This is a genomic window from Acidimicrobiales bacterium, from assembly GCA_033344915.1.
In the GTDB taxonomy this organism is placed as follows: Bacteria; Actinomycetota; Acidimicrobiia; order Acidimicrobiales; family Aldehydirespiratoraceae; genus JAJRXC01.
Window position 1 is genome coordinate 2,313,503 of record JAWPML010000001.1, and the last position, 22,540, is coordinate 2,336,042.

General features: G+C 68.9%; 20 protein-coding genes. 10 read left to right on the forward strand and 10 right to left on the reverse strand.

Translation table 11 applies throughout. The annotated features are described in order from the left end of the window. Window positions 1–37 precede the first annotated feature (37 nt). On the reverse strand, window positions 38–2,182 hold the full coding sequence (locus R8F63_11310; GenBank protein ID MDW3219188.1) for a cation:proton antiporter: 2,145 nt from the start codon (window positions 2,180–2,182) through the stop codon (window positions 38–40). A 2-nt stretch (window positions 2,183–2,184) separates the two neighbouring features. Beyond that, the gene (locus tag R8F63_11315) at window positions 2,185–2,967 is read right to left on the reverse strand and encodes an exodeoxyribonuclease III (protein ID MDW3219189.1); all 783 of its coding nucleotides are present in this window, start codon (window positions 2,965–2,967) and stop codon (window positions 2,185–2,187) included. 76 nt (window positions 2,968–3,043) lie between these two features. Between R8F63_11315 and R8F63_11320 the strand changes: the two genes are divergently transcribed. After that, on the forward strand, window positions 3,044–6,826 hold the full coding sequence (locus tag R8F63_11320) for a multifunctional oxoglutarate decarboxylase/oxoglutarate dehydrogenase thiamine pyrophosphate-binding subunit/dihydrolipoyllysine-residue succinyltransferase subunit (GenBank protein ID MDW3219190.1): 3,783 nt from the start codon (window positions 3,044–3,046) through the stop codon (window positions 6,824–6,826). Between the two features lie 9 nt (window positions 6,827–6,835). Here R8F63_11320 and R8F63_11325 read toward each other — a convergent pair whose 3' ends face one another. From R8F63_11325 to R8F63_11335, 3 genes are all read right to left on the reverse strand, one after another. Then, complete coding sequence (locus R8F63_11325) at window positions 6,836–7,552, reverse strand: hypothetical protein (protein ID MDW3219191.1); 717 nt, start codon at window positions 7,550–7,552, stop codon at window positions 6,836–6,838. Next, window positions 7,549–8,250 carry a SatD family protein gene (locus tag R8F63_11330; protein ID MDW3219192.1) on the reverse strand — a complete coding sequence of 234 codons (702 nt, stop codon included), beginning with the start codon at window positions 8,248–8,250 and terminating at the stop codon, window positions 7,549–7,551. The genes R8F63_11325 and R8F63_11330 overlap by 4 nt, the downstream gene beginning before the upstream one ends. 93 nt (window positions 8,251–8,343) lie before the next feature. Beyond that, entirely contained in the window at window positions 8,344–8,979 is a 636-nt protein-coding gene (locus R8F63_11335; protein ID MDW3219193.1) for an HAD-IA family hydrolase, read from the reverse strand. 35 nt (window positions 8,980–9,014) lie between these two features. On the opposite strand from R8F63_11335, the gene R8F63_11340 reads away from it, so the two are divergent. The 3 genes from R8F63_11340 (at window position 9,015) to R8F63_11350 (ending at window position 12,522) form a co-directional block, all read left to right on the forward strand. Beyond that, window positions 9,015–10,175 carry a hypothetical protein gene (locus R8F63_11340; GenBank protein ID MDW3219194.1) on the forward strand — a complete coding sequence of 387 codons (1,161 nt, stop codon included), beginning with the start codon at window positions 9,015–9,017 and terminating at the stop codon, window positions 10,173–10,175. 27 nt (window positions 10,176–10,202) lie between these two features. Next, window positions 10,203–11,903 (forward strand): energy-dependent translational throttle protein EttA, encoded by a 1,701-nt coding sequence (ettA, locus tag R8F63_11345; GenBank protein MDW3219195.1) that lies wholly within the window; start codon window positions 10,203–10,205, stop codon window positions 11,901–11,903. A gap of 85 nt (window positions 11,904–11,988) precedes the next feature. Continuing rightward, window positions 11,989–12,522, forward strand: a complete 534-nt coding sequence (locus R8F63_11350; protein MDW3219196.1) for a hypothetical protein — start codon at window positions 11,989–11,991, stop codon at window positions 12,520–12,522. Here the strand turns inward: R8F63_11350 and R8F63_11355 are convergent. Both R8F63_11355 and R8F63_11360 read right to left on the reverse strand, forming a co-directional pair. Then, a complete protein-coding gene (locus tag R8F63_11355; protein ID MDW3219197.1) occupies window positions 12,499–13,620 on the reverse strand; it encodes a helix-turn-helix domain-containing protein in 1,122 nt (373 codons plus the stop codon). The two genes, R8F63_11350 and R8F63_11355, sit on opposite strands and share 24 nt — an antisense overlap. A 52-nt stretch (window positions 13,621–13,672) precedes the next feature. Continuing rightward, window positions 13,673–14,215, reverse strand: a complete 543-nt coding sequence (locus tag R8F63_11360) for an ATP-binding protein (protein MDW3219198.1) — start codon at window positions 14,213–14,215, stop codon at window positions 13,673–13,675. Window positions 14,216–14,266: 51 nt separating this feature from the next. Between R8F63_11360 and R8F63_11365 the strand changes: the two genes are divergently transcribed. From R8F63_11365 to R8F63_11375, 3 genes are read left to right on the forward strand one after another with little or no spacing between them, the layout of a single operon-like run. Further along, window positions 14,267–15,484 (forward strand): DUF222 domain-containing protein, encoded by a 1,218-nt coding sequence (locus tag R8F63_11365; protein MDW3219199.1) that lies wholly within the window; start codon window positions 14,267–14,269, stop codon window positions 15,482–15,484. Window positions 15,485–15,536: 52 nt separating this feature from the next. Further along, window positions 15,537–15,773 (forward strand): hypothetical protein, encoded by a 237-nt coding sequence (locus R8F63_11370; protein MDW3219200.1) that lies wholly within the window; start codon window positions 15,537–15,539, stop codon window positions 15,771–15,773. Between the two features lie 45 nt (window positions 15,774–15,818). Further along, complete coding sequence (locus R8F63_11375; GenBank protein MDW3219201.1) at window positions 15,819–16,643, forward strand: aminoglycoside phosphotransferase family protein; 825 nt, start codon at window positions 15,819–15,821, stop codon at window positions 16,641–16,643. Between the two features lie 8 nt (window positions 16,644–16,651). Here the strand turns inward: R8F63_11375 and cysC are convergent, their stop codons facing one another. From cysC to cysD, 3 genes are read right to left on the reverse strand one after another with little or no spacing between them, the layout of a single operon-like run. Beyond that, the gene (gene cysC, locus R8F63_11380; GenBank protein ID MDW3219202.1) at window positions 16,652–17,242 is read right to left on the reverse strand and encodes an adenylyl-sulfate kinase; all 591 of its coding nucleotides are present in this window, start codon (window positions 17,240–17,242) and stop codon (window positions 16,652–16,654) included. Window positions 17,243–17,247: 5 nt separating this feature from the next. Then, a complete protein-coding gene (gene cysN, locus R8F63_11385; protein ID MDW3219203.1) occupies window positions 17,248–18,504 on the reverse strand; it encodes a sulfate adenylyltransferase subunit CysN in 1,257 nt (418 codons plus the stop codon). Continuing rightward, window positions 18,504–19,409: a sulfate adenylyltransferase subunit CysD gene (gene cysD, locus R8F63_11390; protein MDW3219204.1), complete on the reverse strand. Its 906-nt coding sequence runs from the start codon at window positions 19,407–19,409 to the stop codon at window positions 18,504–18,506. The genes cysN and cysD overlap by 1 nt, the downstream gene beginning before the upstream one ends. 92 nt (window positions 19,410–19,501) lie before the next feature. Here cysD and R8F63_11395 point away from each other — a divergent pair, with 92 nt between their 5' ends. Genes R8F63_11395 through nucS form a run of 3 tightly spaced genes read left to right on the forward strand, consistent with a single transcriptional unit; the run spans window position 19,502 to window position 22,522 of the window. Then, window positions 19,502–20,263, forward strand: coding sequence for a 3'(2'),5'-bisphosphate nucleotidase CysQ (locus R8F63_11395; protein ID MDW3219205.1), 762 nt, complete (start codon window positions 19,502–19,504; stop codon window positions 20,261–20,263). 14 nt (window positions 20,264–20,277) lie between these two features. Further along, entirely contained in the window at window positions 20,278–21,819 is a 1,542-nt protein-coding gene (locus R8F63_11400) for an AarF/UbiB family protein (protein ID MDW3219206.1), read from the forward strand. Window positions 21,820–21,856: 37 nt separating this feature from the next. Next, the gene (nucS, locus tag R8F63_11405; protein MDW3219207.1) at window positions 21,857–22,522 is read left to right on the forward strand and encodes an endonuclease NucS; all 666 of its coding nucleotides are present in this window, start codon (window positions 21,857–21,859) and stop codon (window positions 22,520–22,522) included. The last annotated feature ends 18 nt before the right edge of the window (window positions 22,523–22,540 follow it).

Consider the following 22,540-nt stretch of genomic DNA (forward strand, 5'->3'; position numbering starts at 1 on the left):
AAGACCCTAGGTGGTCACCCCGCCAACGGGAAGCGGTTCAGTGCTCCCCGCCCTCACGGGTCCGCGGATAGGCGACGACCACGACCGTGGCGTCGCTCTGCTCGAGCACGGTCTCGACGGTGTTTCCGAGGAAGGGACGTCCGTCGACGTTGCGCAGCTGGGCGCCGAGCACGACGAGGTCCGCCGTCTCTTCGCGAGCGGCGGCGACGAGCGCCGCGCCCGCCGTGTCGGACTCGCGCACCACGGCGCGGGTCTGGAGGCCCGATTCCGTCGCGAGGGCCGCCGCGCCCTCGATCATCTGGTCGGCGACCGCCATGGCGGGATCGTCCTCTCGCTGGCGGCGACCGAAGATGCGCGGCAACGGCGACGAGCGGCTCAGCACGTGGGTGAGCACGACCTCGGTCCCGAGGTTCGACGAGATGGAGAACGCGACCTCCTGCGCCGAGCGGCTCGAGCGGGTGCCGGTCACCGGCACGATCACGCGGCTGAACGCGGGAGGGAGCGGGCGGTCCAGGCCACGGGCCCGACGCACGATCACGACCGGCAGCGTGGCGTTGAGCAGCAGTTCGTCGACCATCGGTGAGTAGAGCTGACCTTCGTGACGGGCCGCCACCCCCACCGCGATCACGCCGTAGCCGAGCCGCGATTCGGCGACGATGGATCCGGCGATGTCGTCGCCCTTGACCTGGCGATGATCGACCTCACGCTCGTCCAGCACCGCTTCGACCACGGAGACGTCCGGCCATTCGCCGTTGCGGCGAACGGACACGATCGTCGCCGGTGCCTCCGTGGGCCACGCGAAGTGCACGAGTTGGGCGGCGGCGATCGACGCCGGCTCACCCTGGGAGGGGAGCAGGATCCGCGACGACTTCACGACGAGATTGCGGCTCAGCGCCTCCTCGCGTTCGAGGCGTTCCTGTTCCTCGTCGCTCCCCCGCCAATCCCGCACGACGATGCGGAGGCTGACCGCGGCGAAGATCGAGGTGACCAGCGGGACGATCACGATGACGGTGTAGGCCGTCTCGTTGAAGACGCCGAGGGACAGTCCGACCGACGCGATGACGATCTCGAGTGCACCGCGGGCGTTGAGCCCCGCCCCCAGCGCCGTTGCCGCCCGGTTGCTCTGACCGGCGAGGCGAGCACCGACGAAGGCTCCGGCGAACTTGAAGACGATGGCGACCGCCACCACCACGGCGGCCCACGCCAGTGCATCGTCCTCCCCGAGCAGACCGAGGTCGACGCGCAACCCGGCGGTCGCGAAGAAGATCGGCGCGAGGAACGTGGTGGTCAACGACTCGATGTGGTGCAGCACCTCGGGCTGCTGGAACCGGGAGCGGTGGAGCACCACCCCCGCCACGAACGCACCGAGAACCGCTTCGATCCCGAGCGCCTGGGTGGCGACGCCGTAGACGAGCATGGTGAAGATCGCGACGCTCATCGCGCCGGACACGTTCGCGCCGTCGCGCCGTACCCAGCGCAGGGCACGGTCCACGGCCCGCTGGCCGAGGGTCATCGCGATCGCGAGGAACGCGGCCAGACCGACCACGGTCTTGAGGACGGCGCTGAGGGAGACCTCGCCCGAGACGGCGAAACCGGCGAACACCGCGAGCATCACCCAGCCGACGACGTCGTTCGCCATGCCGGCGGCGACCGTGATCTGCCCGAAGTCGCGGCGCATGAGGCCGAGTTCGGAGAGGATCTTGGCGATGACGGCGAGGGCGGAGACGGAGAGGGCCGCCGCGACGAACAGGGCGAAGACGGTGCGGTTGCTCTCGGCGCCGACGAAGGAGTCCGGCAGCAGGATGCCGACCCCCAGTCCGCCGATGAGGGGGACGACGAGGCTGAAGCCCGTTACGAGCGCGGCGGCGCGGCCGAGGCGCCGGATGAGCCCGAGATCCGTCTCGAAGCCGGCGGTGACCAGCAGGAGGGCGACGCCGAGCCAGCTGACGGCGAGGAGCGCGCCCGAGCTGATCTGGTAGTCGGGCAGGAACCAGTGGAAGCCGTCCTCCCACACCCGGCCGAAGATGGACGGGCCGAGGATCACCCCGGCCGCGAGTTGGCCGATGACCGACGGCAGGTTGATCCGCCGCATCAGTTCGCCGCACAGGCGCGCCATCGCGACGAGAACGAGGAGCTGAGTCCAGAAGACGAGGAGCTGGTGCTCGTCGAGCGGAGTCAGCATCGTCAGCGGGCGCCGTCGATCAGGACGGGGGCGTGGTCACTCGGCGGGTCGTCCTTCGGTCCCTTGCGTTCGTTGCGGTCCACGAGGGCGACGCCGACCGAGTCCGCCACGGAGCGCGTGGCGAGGTGGAGGTCGATCCGCATGCCGAGCTTCTTGTGGAAGTTCCCGGCCCGGTAGTCCCACCACGAGTAGAGCCCGCCCTCGTCGTGGTGTTCTCGGAACACGTCGACCAGCCCCCAGTCCAGCAATTGCTGGATCCGCTCCCGCTCGGGCGTGCTCGTGTGGGTCTCGTCCACGAACTTCTTCGGGTCGTAGACGTCGCGGTCGTCGGGAGCGATGTTGAAGTCTCCGCACACGACGACATCGTCCGTCGGCGTGCACTGCCCGTCCAGATCGGCCGCGAGGCGGTCGAGCCAGCGCAACTTGTACTGGTAGTGCTCGTGGTCGAGCGATCGGCCGTTGGGCACGTAGCAGGACGCCACCCGCACGCCGCCGCAGGTCGCCCAGGCGATGCGGGCGTCCGCGTCCGGCTCCCCGCCGTCACCGAACCCGCCGATCGGATCCTCGATGCCGACCCGGCTGAGGATCGCGACACCGTTCCACTGGCCCTGCCCGTGGTGGAACGTCTCGTAGCCGAGCGCCTCGAAGGTGAGGGCCGGGAAGGCGTCGTCGGCGAGCTTGGTCTCCTGGAGGCACAGCACGTCCGGCTCGAAGGTCTGGAGCCAGCGCTCGACCCGACCGAGTCGCGCGTTGAGCGAGTTGACGTTCCACGTGACGATGCGCACGGCGGCACCCTATCCGCCGCACGGCTCCCGTTTCGGCTCACCAGTCAGCCCCTCCTCCAGCCCATAGACTCCCGCTGTGGCTACCACCGATGACCCTGCCGATCTGGGCCCCAACGCCTGGCTCGTCGACGAGATGCGCGCCCGGTGGGAAGCCGACCCCACGTCGGTGGACGCGAGCTGGCGCGGTGTCTTCGAGAACGGCAGCAACGGCACCGGGACCACCGCCCCACCACCCCCTCCCCCCGCGCCGATCGAGGTCGCCGGCAACGAGGTGACCAGGCCCACCGTCGCCCCCATCGCCGACTGGTCCGCCCCGACGCCGACCCCGCCACCGACTGCCGCCCCGGAGCCCGAGACCCCCAGCCCCGCGCCGACTGCCACCCCGGAGCCCACGGCGGCCCCCGCGCCGCCGCAGGACGCACCACCTGCCGCGGTTCCGGCGAATGCCGGCGAAGGCAACGAAAGCAACGCCTCCCCCATCCGGGGCGCCGGCGCCCGGATCGTGGCGAACATGGAGGCCTCCCTCGGCGTCCCGACGGCCACCTCGTTCCGGCAGATCCCCGCGAAGCTGCTGGAGGTCAACCGGAAGGTCATCAACGGGCACCTGGCTCGCAAGCAGACGGGCAAGGTGAGCTTCACCCACTTGATCGGCTACGCCGTCGTGCGGGCGATCGCGGACGAGATGCCGGCGATGAACAACACCTACGAGGCCGATGCGGACGGCAAGCCCCTGCTCGTCCGCAACCCCCACGTGGGTCTGGGAATCGCGGTCGATCTCGAGAAGTCCGACGGCTCGCGGACACTGATGGTGCCGTGCATCAAGGATGCCGACACGCTCGACTTCCGGGAGTTCATCGACCGCTACGAAGCGCTGATCCGCAAGGTCCGCGACGGCAAGCTGTCTCCGGACGACTTCGTCGGGACGACCGTGAGCCTCACGAACCCGGGCACGATCGGCACGCTCCAGAGCGTCCCCCGGCTGATGGCCGGCCAGGGACTGATCGTCGGCGTCGGGTCGATCTCGTTCCCGACGGAGTTCGAGGCGGCCGATCCCGCGAAGCTCGCCGATCTCGGCGTGTCGAAGGTGATCACGGTCACCTCGACCTACGACCACCGGATCATCCAGGGCGCCGAGTCCGGCATGTTCCTCAAGAAGGTCCACGAGCTGCTGCTGGGGGAGGACGACTTCTACGTCGACATCTTCCGCGCTCTCGACGTGCCCTACGAGGCGGTCAAGTGGCGCCGCGACGTCAACCCGGTGGACCGCGAGACGTCGCTGCTGGAGAAGCAGGCCAAGGTCAACCAGCTGATCAACATGCATCGCGTGCGCGGCCATCTGATCGCGGATCTCGATCCGCTCCAGGTCAAGGAACCGACGATGCACGCGGAGCTCGATCCCGCCACCTACGGCCTCACGATCTGGGACCTCGACCGCGAGTTCCTCACCGGCACCGACACCGGCATCTACGCCCAGGTGGGCGGTCGACCGAAGATGCCCCTGGGGGACCTGCTCGGCGTGCTTCGTGACGCCTACTGCCGCACGATCGGCGTCGAGTACATGCACATCCAGGATCCGGTGGAGAAGCGCTGGATGCAGGAACAGCTCGAGGGCGCCGACCGCACGATCGACGCCGACGAACAGCGCCATGTCCTCTCCCGACTGAACGCGGCGGAGGCGCTGGAGACGTTCCTCGGCACGAAGTACGTGGGCCAGAAGCGCTTCGGCATCGAAGGGGCCGAGAGCACGATCCCGTTGGTGGACGCGGTGATCGGCGCCGCGGCCGACGCGGGCCTCGCCGAGGTCATCATGGGCATGGCCCACCGCGGCCGGCTGAACGTGCTCGTCAACATCGTCGGGAAGACCTACGGCGAGCTGTTCAACGAGTTCGAGGGCGGCTCGATCAGCCAGATGACCCAGGGCTCGGGCGACGTGAAGTACCACCTCGGCCAGACGGGCGTGTTCGAGAGCCGCAACGGCAACACCATCCCGGTGGAGCTGGCCGCCAACCCGTCCCACCTCGAGGCGGTCGACCCGGTGGTGGTCGGCATGGTCCGCGCCCGCATGGACTCGATCCCGGAGGGATCCGATTTCGACGCGTACCCCGTGCTCCCCCTGTTGATCCACGGCGACGCGGCCTTCGCCGGTCAGGGCGTCGTGGCGGAGACGCTCAACCTGTCGCAGATCCGTGGCTATCGCGTCGGTGGCACCGTCCACGTCATCATCAACAACCAGGTCGGCTTCACGAGCACCCCGGACGTCGCCCGGTCCTCGGAGTACTCGACCGACGTCGCCAAGATGATCCAGGCGCCGATCTTCCACGTGAACGGCGACGATCCCGAAGCCTGTGTCCGGGTCGCCCGGCTCGCCTTCGCGTATCGCCAGCAGTTCAACAAGGACGTCGTGATCGACATGATCTGCTACCGACGCCACGGTCACAACGAAGGCGACGACCCGAGCTACACCCTCCCGGAGATGTACCGCCGCATCGACGCCCGCCCGTCCGTGCGCGCCCAGTACACGACGTCACTCGTGAAGCGGGGTGACCTCACGCCGGAAGAGGAGGAGGACGCGCTGGCCGACTTCAAGGCGCGTCTGCAGGCCGCGCTCGACAGCACGCGCGAGATCCCCCACGACCCCGACGCGCGGGCCCAGCCCCCGGTGCAACCGATCGGTGTGCTGCCCCACCTGCGCACGTCGATCGATCGGGTCACCGTCGACCGGATCTACGCCGCCCTCTCCTCGACCCCGGAGGGGTTCACCGTCCATCCGAAACTCGGCCAGCAGTTCGACCGGCGCGACGAGATGTTCGCCGCCGGTGAGATCGACTGGGCGCTCGGCGAGGCGATGGCCATGGGGTCGCTGCTGCTCGAGGGCACCTCGATCCGCCTCGCCGGCCAGGACTCGCGGCGCGGCACGTTCAGCCATCGCCACTCCACGCTCGTGGACTACGAGACCGGCGCCGAGCACGTGCCCCTCGCCGACCTCGCGGGCGACGACACCGAGCTGTGGATCTACGACTCGCTCCTCAGCGAGTACGCCGCGCTCGGATTCGAATACGGCTATTCGGTCGCGAAACCCGAGGCGATGGTCATCTGGGAGGCCCAGTTCGGCGACTTCGCCAACGGCGCGCAGATCATCATCGATCAGTTCATCGTCGCCGCGAAGGACAAATGGCAACAGGACTCCGGTCTCGTCCTCCTGCTCCCCCACGGCTTCGAAGGACAGGGACCCGAGCACTCGTCGGCCCGCATCGAGCGGTTCCTGCTGCTCGCGGCCGAGGACAACATGCAGATCTGCAACGCCACCACGGCCGCCCAGTTCTTCCACCTGCTGCGCCGCCAGATGCTCCAACACCATCGCACGCCGCTCGTCGTGTTCACGCCGAAGTCGTTGCTACGGGCCAAGCAGAGCCGTTCCCCGGTCAGCGACCTGCTGTCCGGCACGTTCGAGGAGCTGCTGCCGGATCGGTCCGGGATCGACCCGGCCGAGGTCCGTCGTCTCGTGTTGTGCAGCGGCAAGATCGCGGTCGACGCGGAGACCGAGCGCGACAAGCGGGGCGCGCCGGTCGCGATCGCCCGGGTGGAGCAGCTCTATCCCTGGCCCTTCGACGCCGTGGCCGCCGAGCTGGCCCGCTATCCGAACGCGGACGAGATCATGTGGCTCCAGGAGGAGCCGGAGAACATGGGCGCGTGGAATGCGATCAAGGGCCGGCTCTACGAGCGCCACGAACGCTCGCACAAGATCCGCCGAGCGAGCCGATTCGAGTCCGGCTCACCGGCATGCGGCAGCATCAAGGTGCACGCCCAGGAGCAGGCCGAGCTGCTCGACCGGGCCCTGAGCGTCGACGACCCGACCTGAGCCGACCGTTCAGGCGAACGGAATGGTCGCTGCGAGAGCGAGAGCCCAGCTCATCAACGAGCCGATCAGCACGTATTCGGTGACCGCGTGGACGTCGACGTCATCGTGGCTGCGTAGCTCCGGGTAGCGCAGGAGCGACTTCGCCGTGACCACCAGGGCGGCCGTGGTCGGCTGCCCGGCGAGGACGAGCCCGACGATCAGGAGGCGTTCGAGCGGACCGATCACCCGACCGCCGCGGATGCGCGTCGTCGGCGGGTCGCCGTCGATGACGACATCGAGCACGACCCGCACGATCGCGTTCGCGGTGGCGACCATCACCACCCCGACACCGAGGACGAGCAGGACCTCCGCAGCCGGTGTCTCCCGGACCAGGTCGATGCGGGACTCGTCGAGGAAATCGCCCCAGCGGCCGTTGTGGCCCGAGAAGTGCAGCGTGGAGATGACGGCCGCCGCACCGATCCCACCGCCCAGCGTGGCCAGCTGGAGCTGAGGGGCCGTGAACCCGACGCGGACCAGCTGCCAGGCCGACGCGACGATGGCGACGACGACGATCGTCACGACGGCGTCCTGGCCTCGACCGTCGTTGCCCAGCACCCCGACCACGCCGACGAGGAGGCTGACGCCGATCGCCAGCACGGCCCGATTGCGCGACGAGGGCATACCGGCGAGGCCGTGGGTCAGGTCGCCGAAGCCGATGGCGAGCAGGACGATGGCGAGCGCGGTCATGACGGACTGTGTAGCGCGTCGACGGCGGCGGCGAGGGCGCGGAGATTGTTCCGACGACGCCGTTGGGACACACCGCTCGCACTGATCCCCACCTCGGCGGCGATCTCGTCGGTCGGCCGACCCTCCAGATCACCGAGCAGGATGCGGGCCTCGACCCGGTCGAGTCCGGCGAGCGCGTGGTCGAGCAGGATGAGGTGGCTGCGAACGAGATCGACGGATCGGGCATCGAGCGGCCGCGGCGGCGGGAGCCCGCCAACCCCGTCCGTCGACGACGACACCGGGTCGGCGTAGGCGACGGCGAGGCGGCCCTCCCATCGGACCGTCCCGTCGGACAGCCGTTCGAGTGCGGCGCGGGCCGCCCACCAGGCCGGTCCGTCCTGGCCGAACGGCGTACGGGCCGGGTCGTGGATCTCAATGCTTCCCCAACCGATGGACGCACGGACGTCCACCATGCCGATCAGCTCGAGCCGCAAGCGCGCGACAGCCGCGATCGCATCCATGACCCCCGCATAGGTGGCCTGGAGTTCGTCTCCCACCGTCGCCGTGAGTGGGTCGAGGCCCGGCGCAGCGGCGTTCGCCCGATCCGCCGCCGTCTGCACCGCCCGCTGGAGCGCGGCGCGATCCGGGTGATCCCGCGAGCCGACGACATCGACGAGGACGGCGGCATAGCCGCGGTGCGGTTCCTCCACAGAGTCCATGCGATCACTATACTGACGACTTCCGTCAGATCAATAGAGACTGACGATATTCGTCAGTTCAATACACGATGACGCATGTCGTCAGGTGATGGCTCACCGGAGCGGGATCCCGACGACGGCTTCCAGCTCTGCGAGCGCAACCGCCGGGTCCATCACCTTGATCGTGGTCATGCCCATCGCCCTCGCCGGCTTGAGGTTGACCCCCAGATCGTCGAGGAAGACGCACGCGTCGGGTTCGACGCCCAGCCGCTCGCAGGCGATCTCGTAGAAGCGGGGCTCGGGCTTGCGCACGCCGACCACGCTCGACTCCACGACCTCGTCGAACAACGCCATGATCGTTGCCATCTCGTGCGCTCGATCCTCGGCCGGGCCGCCGGGTGACGGGTCGCGGAAGTTGTTCGTGAGGCACGCCGTCTTGAACCGCTCACCGCAGCGGCGAAGTGCCTCGACCATCTCCGGCCGGACGTGGCCGCGCAGCGAGTCGAGGACCCGGCGCGCATCGACCTCGTGGCCGAGCGCTCGCGCCTCCCGTTCGAACACCTCCACGAACCCGGCCGGGTCCAGATCGCCGCGCTCGAACCGGGCCCACGCGTTGTCGTCCGGATTCGTGGCGTTGATCGTGCGGATCGTGTCCTTTGCCAGCCCGACCTCGGCCTCGTAGACGTTGAAGGCGTCGAACGGGCTGGACAGGATGACGCCGCCGAAATCGAAGAGAACTGCCGAGATCACGGGTGCACCCTAGGGCGCGTGGTTGACTGACCCCCATGTCGAAACGGGCCGCCACCAACTCCCACGCCGTGATCGATGGGTCGAACCTCGCCACGGAGGGCCGCAAGGAACCAAGCCTCGCGCAGCTGAAGGAGGCCGTCGCGGCGATCCGCGACGAGTACGACTTCACCCACGTGACGGTGATCGTCGATGCGACGTTCGAGCATCGCGTGGCGAAGTCCGAGACCAAGGCGGCCCGCAAGGCCATCGACGACAACGAGATCCTCACGCCACCGGCCGGGGTCATCGGCCGCGGCGACACGTTCATCCTCGAGGTCGCCGATCGCGCCGACGCCGTGGTGTTCTCGAACGACTCGTTCCAGGAGTTCCACGGCACCTTCGACTGGCTCTTCGACGAGGGGCGTCTCGTCGGCGGCAAGCCGGTGCCGGGGGTCGGCTGGATCTATGTGCCCCGCTCCCCCGTCCGAGGTCCGGTGAGTCGCCGGGCCACGTCGGAACGACGGCGCAAGAAAGCCGACGACGCCCCGAAGCCGGCGGCGAAGTCCGCCAAGAAGTCCACCCGGAAGGAAGCCGAGAAGTCCTCCCGGTCGACCTCGCGATCGTCGAAGTCGTCCCAGCCAGCACCGTCGTCTCGACGGGGGAAGTCCTCCGCACCGGCCGATTCGGCTGACGGCGCCAACGCGCCGGACGCGTGGAAGACCTTCACCAACGACTACCCGATCGGCACGACCGTGGCCGTGACGGTCGACCGCTTCTCGTCGCACGGCGCCTACGGCTCGGTCGACGACGTGGCCATCTATCTCCCCAACCGCCTGCTCGGCGACCCGGCGCCGACCAAGGCCCGTGACGTGCTCGACATCGGCTCGACCGTCGACGTCATCGTCCACCGCTTCGACGACGAGCGATTCGGCATCGACGCCGGACTCATCCCGGTTCCCGGCGGTCGGGCGAAGGGATCGTCGAAGCGGCCCGCCCGCAAAGCCACCAAGCAGGCGACGAAGAAGACGACGAAGAAGAAGGCCGCGACCAAGCGCACGACCAAGAAGACGACGAAGGCGACGACCAAGAAGGTGGCCAAGAAGACGACGAAGAAGGCCGCGACCAAGCGCAGCGCCAAGAAGACGACGAAGGCGACCGCGGCGAAGAAGACCGCGCGCCCGGCGAAGAAGGCCGGCACCTCACGCACACGCCGCTGAGCGTCGACACCGATAGATTCGCTGGCCATGGCCGCCCAGTTCATCTTCACCATGCACAAGGTCGGTCGGTTCATCCCGCCGGACCGCGACGTGCTCAAGGACATCACGCTCGCCTTCTACCCAGGCGCCAAGATCGGTGTGCTCGGCCCCAACGGTGCGGGCAAGTCCACCCTGTTGCGGATCATGGCCGGCATCGATCAGGAGTTCACCGGCGAGGCCCGGCTCACGGACGGCTTCACGGTCGGCATGCTGGAGCAGGAACCCCATCTCGACCCGGCGAAGGACGTGATGGGCAACGTGATGGACGGCGTCGGCGAGGTCGCCGGGCTGCTGCGCGAGTACGACGAGGTCCTGGCGGGCTGGTCGGACCCCGACGCCGACTACGAGAAGCTCGGAGCCCGGCAAGCGGACCTCGAGTCCAAGATCGAGGCGGCCGGCGCGTGGGATCTCCAGCGCAACGTGGAGATCGCCATGGACGCGTTGCGCACGCCACCCGGTGACACGCCGGTCGACAACCTGTCCGGTGGTGAGGCCCGCCGCGTGGCGATGGCCCGGCTGCTCCTCGCGAAGCCGGACCTGCTGCTGCTCGACGAGCCGACCAACCATCTCGACGCCGAATCCGTCGCCTGGCTCGAGCGGACGCTGCAGGACTATGCGGGCACGGTCGTCGCGATCACGCACGATCGCTACTTCCTCGACAACGTCGCCGGCTGGATCCTCGAGCTCGACCGAGGCAAGGGCATGCCCTTCGAGGGCAACTACTCCGGGTTCCTCGAACAGAAGGAAGCCCGCTACGCCCAGGAGCAGAAGGACGACGACAAGCGCACCCGCACGCTCAAGCGCGAGCTCGAGTGGGTCCGGATGGCGCCGAAGGCCCGCCAGGCGAAGGGCAAGGCCCGCCTCGCCCAGTACGAGAAGCTGCTCGAGGAGCAGAAGGCCGCCGACGGCCGCCAGAACGATCTCGAGATCGTGATCCCGGCCGACACCCGCCTCGGCGACGTCGTCATCGAAGCCGACGGGATCTCCAAGGCCTTCGGCGACAAGCTCCTGATCGACGACCTCTCGTTCTCCCTCCCGCCCGCCGGCATCGTCGGCGTGATCGGCGCGAACGGCGCCGGCAAGTCGACCCTGTTCAAGATGATCATCGAGGCGGCCGAGGAGGCCGGCGACGCCGATGCCCAGCCCGACAACGGCACCCTGCGGATCGGGCCGACCGTCACCCTCGGCTATGTCGACCAGAACCGCACGCTCGATCCGGACAAGACGGTCTACGAGGAGATCACCGGCGGCGTCGACGACCTCGTCGTGGGCGGCCGGGAGATCAACGGCCGCGCCTATGTCGCGTCGTTCAACTTCCGCGGCTCGGACCAACAGAAGAAGGTCGGCACGCTGTCCGGCGGCGAGCGCAACCGGGTCCATCTCGCGAAGGTGCTCAAGGAGGGGGCCAACGTGCTCCTGCTCGACGAGCCGACCAACGACCTGGACGTCGACACGCTGCGGGCCCTCGAGGACGCGGTGGAGGCCTACGCCGGCTGTGCGGTCATCGTGAGCCACGATCGCTGGTTCCTCGACCGGGTCGCCACCCACATGCTCGCCTTCGAGGGCGACAGTCAGGTCCGCTGGTTCGAGGGCAACTTCACGGAATACGCCGACTATCGCAAGCGCGAGCACGGCGTCGACGCCATGCGCCCCCAGCGCATCAAGTACAAGCCGGTCTCCCGCAGCTGATTTCACCGATTCCGTCCAAAACGACGGGTTGAAGTTCGCCGGTACCGGCCTGGAACTGCGGATCGGGCAGGTTCACACTGGGGCCATGGCCCCCACACCCCCCGAGCGGACTCGGGTCGTCGTCGTGTTCGACACCGACACGGACACCGACGACGCGATCGCGGCGATGATCGCCCAGCTCGACGCGACGGATCTCGTGACGCTGGTCAACGTCCGCCCCTCCCCACTCGTGGCCGCCGGGGCCACCCCGATGCTCTCGGCGGCTGCCATGACGATGTCGGAGATCGGATGGCGGATGTATCACGACGCCTGCGCCGGCGGCACCGAAGAGGAGGAACGCATCCGCGCCCGGACGGCCCACCACTCCGCGGCCCTGCGCGCGGCCGGTATCGGCCATGCCGTCGAGACGGTCGTCGCCCAGGGTCGAGCCGGATCGCCTCGGAGTCGGCGGACCGTCGACCGAGCCGTCACCCGCATCGCCCGGCGCTTCCGCGCCGATCGCATCGTTCGCACCACGAAACCAGGGGTCCCCTCCAGGCCCGGGGCCGATGACCGGACCGCTCCGACTGCAGCTCGCCTGCACCGCAGCGGAGGGTCATCGGCCCCGCTTGCGAGCTGAAGACGCCCCGCCGGCGCTGCGCCGGCCGACGAGGGGACGACAGCGAAGCGCCAGTTCCAGCGTGAACCGGCCGTCGGCCTCGCGCGCCGACCAGCCCGTCAGCTCGGCGATGCGATCGAGCCGGTAGGAGACTGTCCGGGGTCCGAGCGCCATCGCGCGCGCGACCGCCGCCATGTTGCCGCCGTGGGCGATGAACGTCTCCAGCGTCTCCAGCAGGTCGCCACGCGACGACCGCTCGAGCGGTCCGAGCACCGCGGCGACAAGCTCGGCGGCAACCTCCGGCGAGCCGGCCAGCACCCGGTGCGCCAGCATCGTGTCGTAGACCCCGACCCGGGCCGAACCGAAGAGTCGGCACAAGCCGAGTGCTTCCCGCGCCTCCTGGTACGCACGGTCGACCGCACCCAGGTCGTCCGCCCGACCGCCGACGCCGACCCACCAATCCGCATCGTGCACCGACATCAACTCGTCGTGGACGAAGCCGAGGTCGCCCGGTGTCCCCTTCGGGAGGAGCACGACGAGCTGACCGGCCTTCGTGAAGGTGATCAGCCCGCGGTCCGGAGCTCGGCCGGCGAGCGCCGTGTCGGCTCGCAGGTGGATCGGCCCGCTGTCGGACAAGGCCTGGTCGGTCTCGGCGACGGCGACGGCGAACCCGACACCCGTCGGAAGCCCGGCGAGCGTGGCCCGTTCGTCGAGCGGGTCATCGCGGAGGCGCCCACCGAGAAGGTCGTCGAACAGTTCCCGGCGGAGCGACTCCTCGGCCCGGATGAAGCGTCGTTGGGCGGACTCGAACCCCTCGGCCAGCGCGCCGACCGCACTCTCGGACACGCGCCGCAGGGACCGGCCGACCTCCAGTGCGCCGTCGGGCTCGATCGACCCGAACACCTGCTCCCAGAGCTGCCCCGCACCCGCGAGGTACCCGTCGATGAGCTCGCTGAGCGACCCGCCGCTGTCGACGGCCGTCTGACCCGCCGCGAAGAACCGGTCCCGCTCGCCGAGGGTGAGGTCGCGGCGGTCACCCGCGGCGTCGAGCACGATCTCGAACAGTTGGGCGAGGCCCGGCGCGACCCACCGGCGTCGAGTCGTGTCGGGGCCGTCCATGCCGCGAGCGTAGACCCCCTCGACGCACCTCCCGGAGCGGCAGTGCAGCTGCTCAGGGCTCCTCGCTCGTCGGCCAACGGGCGGCGCGCCACGCCGACCAGGTTCCAGCCTCCGGCGGTGCGGGTGGCGGCTCGGTCGCGGCCAACTCGTCGGCGGTCGGCGGGTCGAACATGTCGGCGTAGACGTCGAGCATGTCGCGGCTGATGGTGAACGACGTCGCCAACTCGTGGTCCGATCGCTGGCGTGCGTCGACCCGGCGCCACTGCTCGTCGCGTTCGACGTCGGCGTACTCGATGCGGAACTCGGCACCGCAGGCTCGGGCGAGATCATGGAGCGCGCTGCGCTCGTCCCTACTCCAGAAGCCGAAGTCGAGGATCACGCTCTGGCCGAGCTCGAGGAGGCGGCGGGCGGTCGCGATGAGCCGGCCCTCCATGATGTAGCGGCCCTCTCTCGGGTTCGCCTCACCGAAAAGCGGCTTCAACCACGCGTCGACCGTGAAGCGGATGGCCCCGAGCTCCTCCTCGACCTCCATCGCGCGGGTGGTCTTGCCCATGCCGGGAAGACCCACGGTGACGGCGAGAATCGGTCGAACCATGCGCCGATCATGCCATCGGTGGGTGTCACACCCCCTTCGTAGTGTGGGGTCATGTTCGGTGATGGTGTTGCGGAGCTCGATGATCTGGGTGAGGCGGTCGATCTCGCGTTGAAGGTCGATTTCCATGCGCTGTACGCGGATGAGCGTGATGCGGCGGTGGTCGAGATCGCCCGGCTCGAAGCCAAGCTCGCGGCGTTGCGTTCGAATGCGGTGCAGGCCTACGACGCCCATCTCGACTGGGGCCGCGAAGGCCACCGATCCGCAGCGGCCGGCATACGGCATCGGTGTCGGATGTACGGCGGCGAAGCCGCCGGCAAAGTCAAGCTCGCCCGCGCACTGCTCAAGATGCCGGTGACCGCGGCGGCGCTGGAGCGCGGTGACATCACCGAAGCCCATGCCCGCCGGCTGATGCGGTCGACGTCGCGGCCCGAGTTCGCCGGCGCGGAAGCGATGCTGATCGACAAGGCCATGGACCGGTCCTACGCCAGCTGGCACCGACGCGTCACCTACTGGGAACAACAGGTCGACGAGGCCCGCCGCGACGAACGCGACCCCGAACCACCCGACGACCGCGAAACACGCCGCGAAGCCCACGCCTCCAAGACCGTGTTCGACCTGACCCGCGTCGACGCGTGGCTCGACCCGATCGGCGGTGAAGCCTTCCGCGAAGCCCTACGCCGTATCGAACAAGAACTCTTCGACGCCGACTGGCAGTTGGCCAAAGCCGACCACGGCGACGCGGTCACCGTCGACAAGCTCTGGCGCACCCCCGCCCAACGCCGCGCCGACGCCCTCGTCGAAATGGCCCAACGGGCCATGACCGCACCCCCCGGCGGCAAACGACCACTCCCGCTCGTCATCATCCACACCGACCTCGACACCTTCGAACACGCCCTCGCCCGCGTCATCGGCACCCAAGCCCCCACCCCGCTCGGCACCGACAGGCTCTGCGAAACCGACGACGGCACCGTCATCGGTCCCACCCAGATGATCGAACAAGCACTCCTCGGCCACGTCCGCCGCCTCGTCTACGAATCACCCGGCGTCATCCTCGACTACGGCCGAAGCGAACGGCTCTTCAAGGGGGCCCTCCGGCAGGCGATCCAGGCCCGCGACCGCCACTGCGACCATCTCGGGTGCGAGATACCAGCTCGGCGGTGCGAGATCGACCACGTGATCGAGTGGGACGATCAGGGAGAAACCAACCACCGCAACGGCAAAGCCCGCTGCAGCTACCACCACCGCAACCACAAACCCCGACCCGGCTAGGCCCGGGCGACGCGACTGCTCATGATCCCGGCGGCTTCTCCGATGGAGAGGCATGGCCAAAGCCGCAACCAAGACCAAGTGGAAGAGCCGTGCGGTCACTCGCTTGATCGAGGCCGGCTCCATGACGGAGTGTTCGCACTGCGAGGAACGGGTGAAGTTCAAGGCCCGCGAACGTCACGAGCAGGTGATCTGCAACGTGTACATCAACGGTGCCTGGGACCGTGTCGAGCACTTCCACGCACCGTGCTACGACGACGCCGGGCAACCCTTCGGCCCTCCGGTCGACTGACCTGACAACACTGACCTGACAACATTGACCTGACAACATCGGGCGGTGACCCCCGCTCGATCAGGCCAGGCCCTCGCCGCCAGGGTGCTCTCGACCGTCGGATCACACGACGGCATCCAGCTGCTCGCGGAGGGGATGTCCTCGTCGGCCTGGCGCGCGACGGTGGACGGGACCCCGTACGTGGTGCGGGTGCCGAAGGGCGACGGACTCCGACCGCTTCCCCGCTACGAGCAGGAGGCCCATCTGCTGGCCGATCTCGCGCGCCGGGGCGTGCCGGTCGCGACCACGACCATCGTCGAACTCGGTGATGCGACGTGCTCGCTCGCCGAGGAGATCCGGGGCGATCCGGTGCGGCCGAACGACTGGACGTCCGCGCTCGTGCAGGAGATGCACGAGGCACTGCGGATCGTGCACGAGACGGATCCGGCGCTCGCGGTCGAGTCCGATGTCGTCGCCCGCTTCCATCTCGCCCGGATCTGGCCCTTCGACGGCACGCGCCTCGACGACCACCCGATGGCTGCCCGCTGGCCCGAACGGGTCGCCGCGGTCGCGGCCCGGGAGGCCGGGATCCGGCTGGCGGGCGCGGCGCCGGCCACCGTGGTCCACACCGATCTGCATTGGGATCACATCCTCGTCGCCGACGGTCGCCTCGTCGGTCTCCTCGACTTCGGCGATGCGTTCGCCGGTCCGGCCGCGTGGGACGACGCGTGCCTGCGCTACTACCACGGTCCTGCGGTGGTCGGCCCGCTGACGGAGGATGCTCGACTGCTGTCCATCGCGTTCGTGCTCTACAAGCTCGCCAAGACGCCAGCGCGCGCCGATGTGGTCGAACGGGTCGACGCGGTGCTCCGCGACGCGTTGGCCGGGTGAGGGCCGTCCTAGCCGAGCAGTGAGAGCACGAGGCCGGCCATCGTGTCGGCGTCGCCGTCCTCGGGCACGAGGCGGAGCTCGGGCGCGGCCGGGGCCTCGTAGGGATCGTCGATGCCGGTGAACCCGGTGATCTCGCCGGCCCGGGCCTTGGCGTAGAGACCCTTCACGTCGCGCTCCTCGCAGAGCTCGATCGGCGTGTCGACGAAGACCTCGTGGAACGGCACATCGGCGGCGACGTGCAGCGCCCGGGCGTTGTCACGGGCGGCTCGGTAGGGGGACACCAGCGGCACCAGCGCGACCACCCCGGCGTCGGCGAACAGGCGGGCGACCTCCGCGACGCGACGCACGTTCTCGTCGCGGTCCTCGGCCGAGAAGCCGAGGTCGCCGTTGAGTCCCATGCGGACGTTGTCGCCATCGAGGACGTAGCACGGCCGACCGGCGTCGAGCAGCGCCTTCTCGACCGCCGTCGCGACCGTGGACTTGCCGGAGCCCGAGAGCCCGGTGAACCACACGGTGGCGCCACGATGACCGATGGCCTCCCAGCGTTCCGCCTGCGAGAGGTGGCCCGGGTGCCAGACGACGTTCGGGCTCTGGGTCATGCCCGTCAGTTGGATTCGCCGAGGATCATGCCCGCGCCGACGGTCACGTTCGTGGCCTCGTCGATCATGATGAAGCTGCCGGTCTCCCGGTTGCGGCGGTACTCGTCGAAGAACAACGGCTGTTGGGTGCGCAGCTGCACCCGGCCGATCTCGTTCAGCTTCAGCTCGGTGGCCGACTCGTTGCGGTGCAACGTGTTGATGTCGAGCATGTAGCTGAGATCCTTCACGATCGCCTTCGTGGTGCGGGTGGTGTGCTTGATGACCACCTTCGAGCTCGGCGTCAGCGACAGCCGCTCGTTCATCCAGCACACCATCGCGTCAACGTCCTGGGACACGTCCGGCCGGTTGTTCGGACGCACGATCATGTCGCCGCGGGAGATGTCGAGCTCGTCGTTCAGCCGCACGGTGACCGCCATCGGCGCGAACGCCTCGTCGAGCGGGCCGGTCAGCGTGTCGATGCTCTTGACCGTCGACTGGAAGCCCGAGGGCAGCACGACGACGTCGTCGCCGGGCCGCAGGACGCCGCCGGCGATCGTGCCGGCGTAGCCGCGATAGTCGTGGTACTCGTCGGACTGGGGACGGATCACGTACTGGACCGGGAACCGGGTGTCGATGTGGTTGCGGTCGGACGCGATGTGCACCTCCTCGAGGTGGTGCAGCAGCGACGGGCCCTCGTACCAGCCCATGTGGGGCGACCGATCGACGACATTGTCGCCGTGGAGAGCCGACACCGGAATGAACGTCAGATCCGTGATGTCGAGCTTGCTGGCGAAGTCGCGGAACTCGTCCTTGACCTCCTCGAAGCGGGCCTGGTCGTAGTCGACCAGATCCATCTTGTTGACGGCGAGGACCAGGTGCGGAATACGCAGCAGGGACGCGAGGAAGGCGTGACGCTTCGACTGCTCGAGCACACCCTTGCGGGCGTCGAGCAGGACGATGGCGAGATCGGCGGTCGACGCGCCGGTGACCATGTTGCGCGTGTACTGGGTGTGGCCGGGGGTGTCCGCGATGATGAACTTGCGCCGGGGCGTGTGGAAATAGCGGTAGGCGACATCGATGGTGATGCCCTGCTCACGTTCGGCCCGCAGACCGTCGGTGAGCAACGCGAGGTTCGTGTACTCGGTGCCCATCTGGACCGAGGCCCGTTCGACGGCCTCCATCTGGTCCTCGAAGATCGTCTTCGTGTCGTAGAGCAGCCGCCCGATGAGGGTGGACTTGCCGTCGTCGACCGACCCTGCGGTCGCGAATCGGAGCATCTCCATTAGAAGTACCCCTCCTTCTTGCGGTCTTCCATCGCCGCTTCGGACACCCGGTCGTCGGCGCGGGTGGCACCTCGCTCGGTGATCCGGGTGGCAGCGACTTCCTCGATGATCTTGTCGATGGTGTCGGCCGAGGACTCGACCGCACCGGTGCAGCTCATGTCGCCGACGGTGCGGTAACGCACGGTCTCCATGAACGGCTCCTCGTCGTCCATCAGCGTGATGTAGGGCCCGGTCGACAGCAGCATGCCGTCGCGCTCGAAGACCTCACGCTGGTGCGAGAAGTAGACGTTGGGGATGTCGATCCCCTCTTCCTTGATGTACTGCCAGATGTCGAGCTCGGTGTAGTTCGAGATCGGGAACACCCGGATGTGTTCGCCCTGCTTGATGCGCCCGTTGTAGAGGCTCCACAGTTCCGGTCGCTGGTTCTTCGGATCCCAGGATCCGAACTCGTCGCGGAACGAGTAGACGCGCTCCTTGGCCCGCGCCTTCTCCTCGTCGCGACGGGCGCCACCGAAGAGGGCGTCGAAGCGGTGCTCGGCGATGCCGTCGAGCAGGGCCGTGGTCTGGAGCCGGTTGCGACTCGCCCGCGGTCCCGTCTCCTCGACGACGCGGCCGGAGTCGATCGCATCCTGCACGGAGGCGACCACCAGCCGGGCACCGAGCTCGGCGACACGCCGGTCCCGGAACTCGATGACCTCCGGGAAGTTGTGGCCCGTGTCCACGTGCATCACGGGGAACGGCAGCTTCGCCGGCCAGAACGCCTTCTCGGCGAGCCGGAGCATGACGATGCTGTCCTTACCCCCGGAGAACAGGAGGCAGGGATTCTCGAATTCGGCAGCCACTTCGCGGAAGATGTGAATCGATTCCGCTTCGAGCTGGCGCAGATGGGTGAGGTCGTAGGCCATAGACGGGGTCAATGTTACGGTCGTCCGGCGCGGTTCCGAAATGGGCACTCTGGCCCACGCCCGGAAGCCGCCGGAACCGAGACACTGGACCGATGCCTGCCACGCCCGAAGATCACCAACTCGCCGCCGACCTCGCCGAGGAGGCGGGTCGTCTTCTCGTCGAGATCCGGGCCCGGATGCACGCCGCGGACACCCCGCCCGCCGTCCTCAAGGACGAGGGTGATCGCCAGGCCCACGAGCTCCTGATGGAACGCCTCCAGGCCGCGCGGCCCGACGACGCCATCCTCTCCGAGGAGGGGAAGGACGATCCCGTCCGGCTCCGCGCGGCCCGCACCTGGATCGTCGACCCCCTCGACGGCACCCGCGAGTTCTCGGAGGTCCCCCGCACCGACTGGGCCGTCCACGTCGCCCTGGTCGAGAACCATCGCCCGATCGCCGGCGCGGTCGCCCTCCCGGCTCTGGAGCTCGTGCTCTCGACGGCGGCCCCGGCCGTGCTCAGCGACTCGCCGGCCGACCCGCCCCGGATGATCGTCTCCCGCAGCCGTCCGCCCGCCGCCGCGACCCACGTCGCCGAGGCGCTCGGCGCCGACCTGGTCGAGATGGGCTCTGCCGGCGCCAAGACCATGGCCGTCATCCGCGGCGAGTGTGAGATCTACGCCCACTCGGGCGGGCAGTACGAGTGGGACTCGTGCGCACCGGTGGCCGTCGCCGCGGCGGCGGGCTGCCACGTCAGCCGCATCGACGGCAGCAAGCTGCTCTACAACCAGGAGGACCCCTACCTCCCGGATCTCCTCGTCTGCCGGCCGGAACTGGCGGACGCGGCCCTGGCCGCGTTGGCCTCCTTCGAGGACTGACACATACTGATGACGTGACGCAGTCCCCCTGGTCCGTCGATCCGGACGACATGGCGTGGCGCGCCGGAGTGCCCGGGCTGCGTCGAGCCTCGCACCGGCGGCTGCCCACGCTGATCGAACCGACCCGGCGTCCACCGGGGCGTCGGGCCATCACGGTCGTCCGCCACATCGGCACCGCCCTCGCCGGCTGGGCCGTCAACGGCCGCCGGAAGGGCGGCTCGGCGTCGAAAGCCGACCTGTCGCGGCGGCTCCGGGAAGCAGCCGAGGCGCTCGGTCCGACCTACATCAAGCTCGGGCAGATCATCTCCAGCGGTGAAGGCATCTTCCCGTCGGAGCTCGTCGCCGAGTTCGTCAAGTGCCGGGATCAGGTGCCGGCCGAGGACTTCCACCTGGTGCGCGAGGTCGTCGAGCGCGATCTCGGTGCGCCGCTGGAAGCGGTGTTCGCCTCGTTCGACCGTCGCCCCATCGCGGCCGCGTCGATCGCCCAGGTGCACGGTGCGACCCTGCGCGACGGCACCGACGTCGTCGTGAAGGTGCAGCGCCCGACGGTGGACACGCTCGTCCACCAGGACCTGCGGGTGATGGCCTGGCTCGCCCCGTATCTCGTCGGCCGGATCCCCATCACCGCGCTCGCCAACCCCCCGGCCCTCGTCGAGGTCTTCGCCCACACGATCAGCGAGGAGCTCGACTTCCGGGTCGAGGCGGACAACATGATCGACGTGGCCCGGGTCTTCGTGGAACTCGGCCAGGACCAGTTCGTCGTTCCCCGGCCCCATCCCGAGCTCGTCACCCGACGGGTGCTCGTGATGGAGCGCATCGACGGATTCAACTTCGACGACCTCGAGTCCTACGAGGCCCACGGCGTCGACACCCATGCCGTCGTCCGGGCGGGGATGATCGGCTTCATGGAGGGCGCGCTCGTCCACGGCGTCTTCCACGGCGACCTGCACGGCGGCAACCTCTACGTACTCCCCGACGGCCGCACCGCCCTGCTCGACTTCGGGATCACCGGACGGATGAGCGAGGCCCGCCGCCTCGCGTTCGTGCGTCTCCTCATCGCCGGGATGATGAACGACCCGATGGGCCAACTCGCCGCGCTGCGCGATCTCGGCGCCCTCCCCGACGACACCGACCTCGACGTCGTTGCCGCGGATCTCGGCATCTTCGGCGACCCGGTCGACCCGACCACCATGACGGCGGACGAGCTCGTCGCCGAGCTCCAGCGCGTCATCAAGGCCCTCCTCGGGTACGGCGCCCGGATGCCCAAGGAACTGATGCTGTTCGTGAAGAACATGGTCTTCCTCGACGGCGCCATCGCCCGCCTCGCCCCGGACCTCGACCTGTTCGCCGAGATCGCCCACATCGCCGCCTACTTCGCAGCGACCCACGGCGAGAACCTGGCCCAACAGGTCGGCATGGACCCGACCGTCTACGAGTTCGACCCGGACGGGGTGCGGGCCGCGTTCGGCGTCGACGACACCGTCGAGACCATGACCTACCGCGACCTCCAGGCCCGCCGCGAGCTGATCCGCAACCGACTCCGCGCGCGGACCTGATCGGCTGACTACGTTCCCTTCTCTCGAAAGGACAGCCATGCGTCTCGTCGTCGCCGAGTGCACCGTCGACTACGACGGGCGCCTCCAGGCCCACCTCCCCGCCGCCACCCGCCTCGTGATGGTGAAGGCCGACGGCTGTGTCGCCATCCACGCCGACGGCGGCGCCTACAAGCCGCTCAACTGGATGAACGCCCCGAACCGGCTCATCGAGGACCGCGAGGAGGGCGTCTGGACGGTCACCAGCCCCAAGGGCGAGGTGCTGACGATCACCTTCCACGACATCATCAGCGACTCGTCGCACGAGATGGGCCAGGACCCCGGGCTCCAGAAGGACGGCGTGGAGGCGCACCTCCAGAAGCTTTTGGCCGACGACCCCACGTCCATCCAGCCGGGCCTGCGCCTCGTGCGCCGCGAGTACCCGACCGACATCGGTCCCGTCGACCTCCTCTGCCGCGACGAGGACGGCATCGCGGTGGCGATCGAGGTGAAGCGGCGGGGCGAGATCGACGGCGTCGAACAGCTGACCCGCTACCTCGAGTTCCTCAATCGGGACCCGATGCTGCGGCCGGTGCGGGGCGTCTTCGTCGCCCAGGAGATCAAGCCGCAGGCGAAGGTTCTGGCCACCGATCGCGCCATCGACTGGGTCGAGGTCGACTATGGCGAGTTGCGCGGTATCGAGTCGCCCAACCTGAAGCTTTTCTAGGCGCAGACGCCACTACCC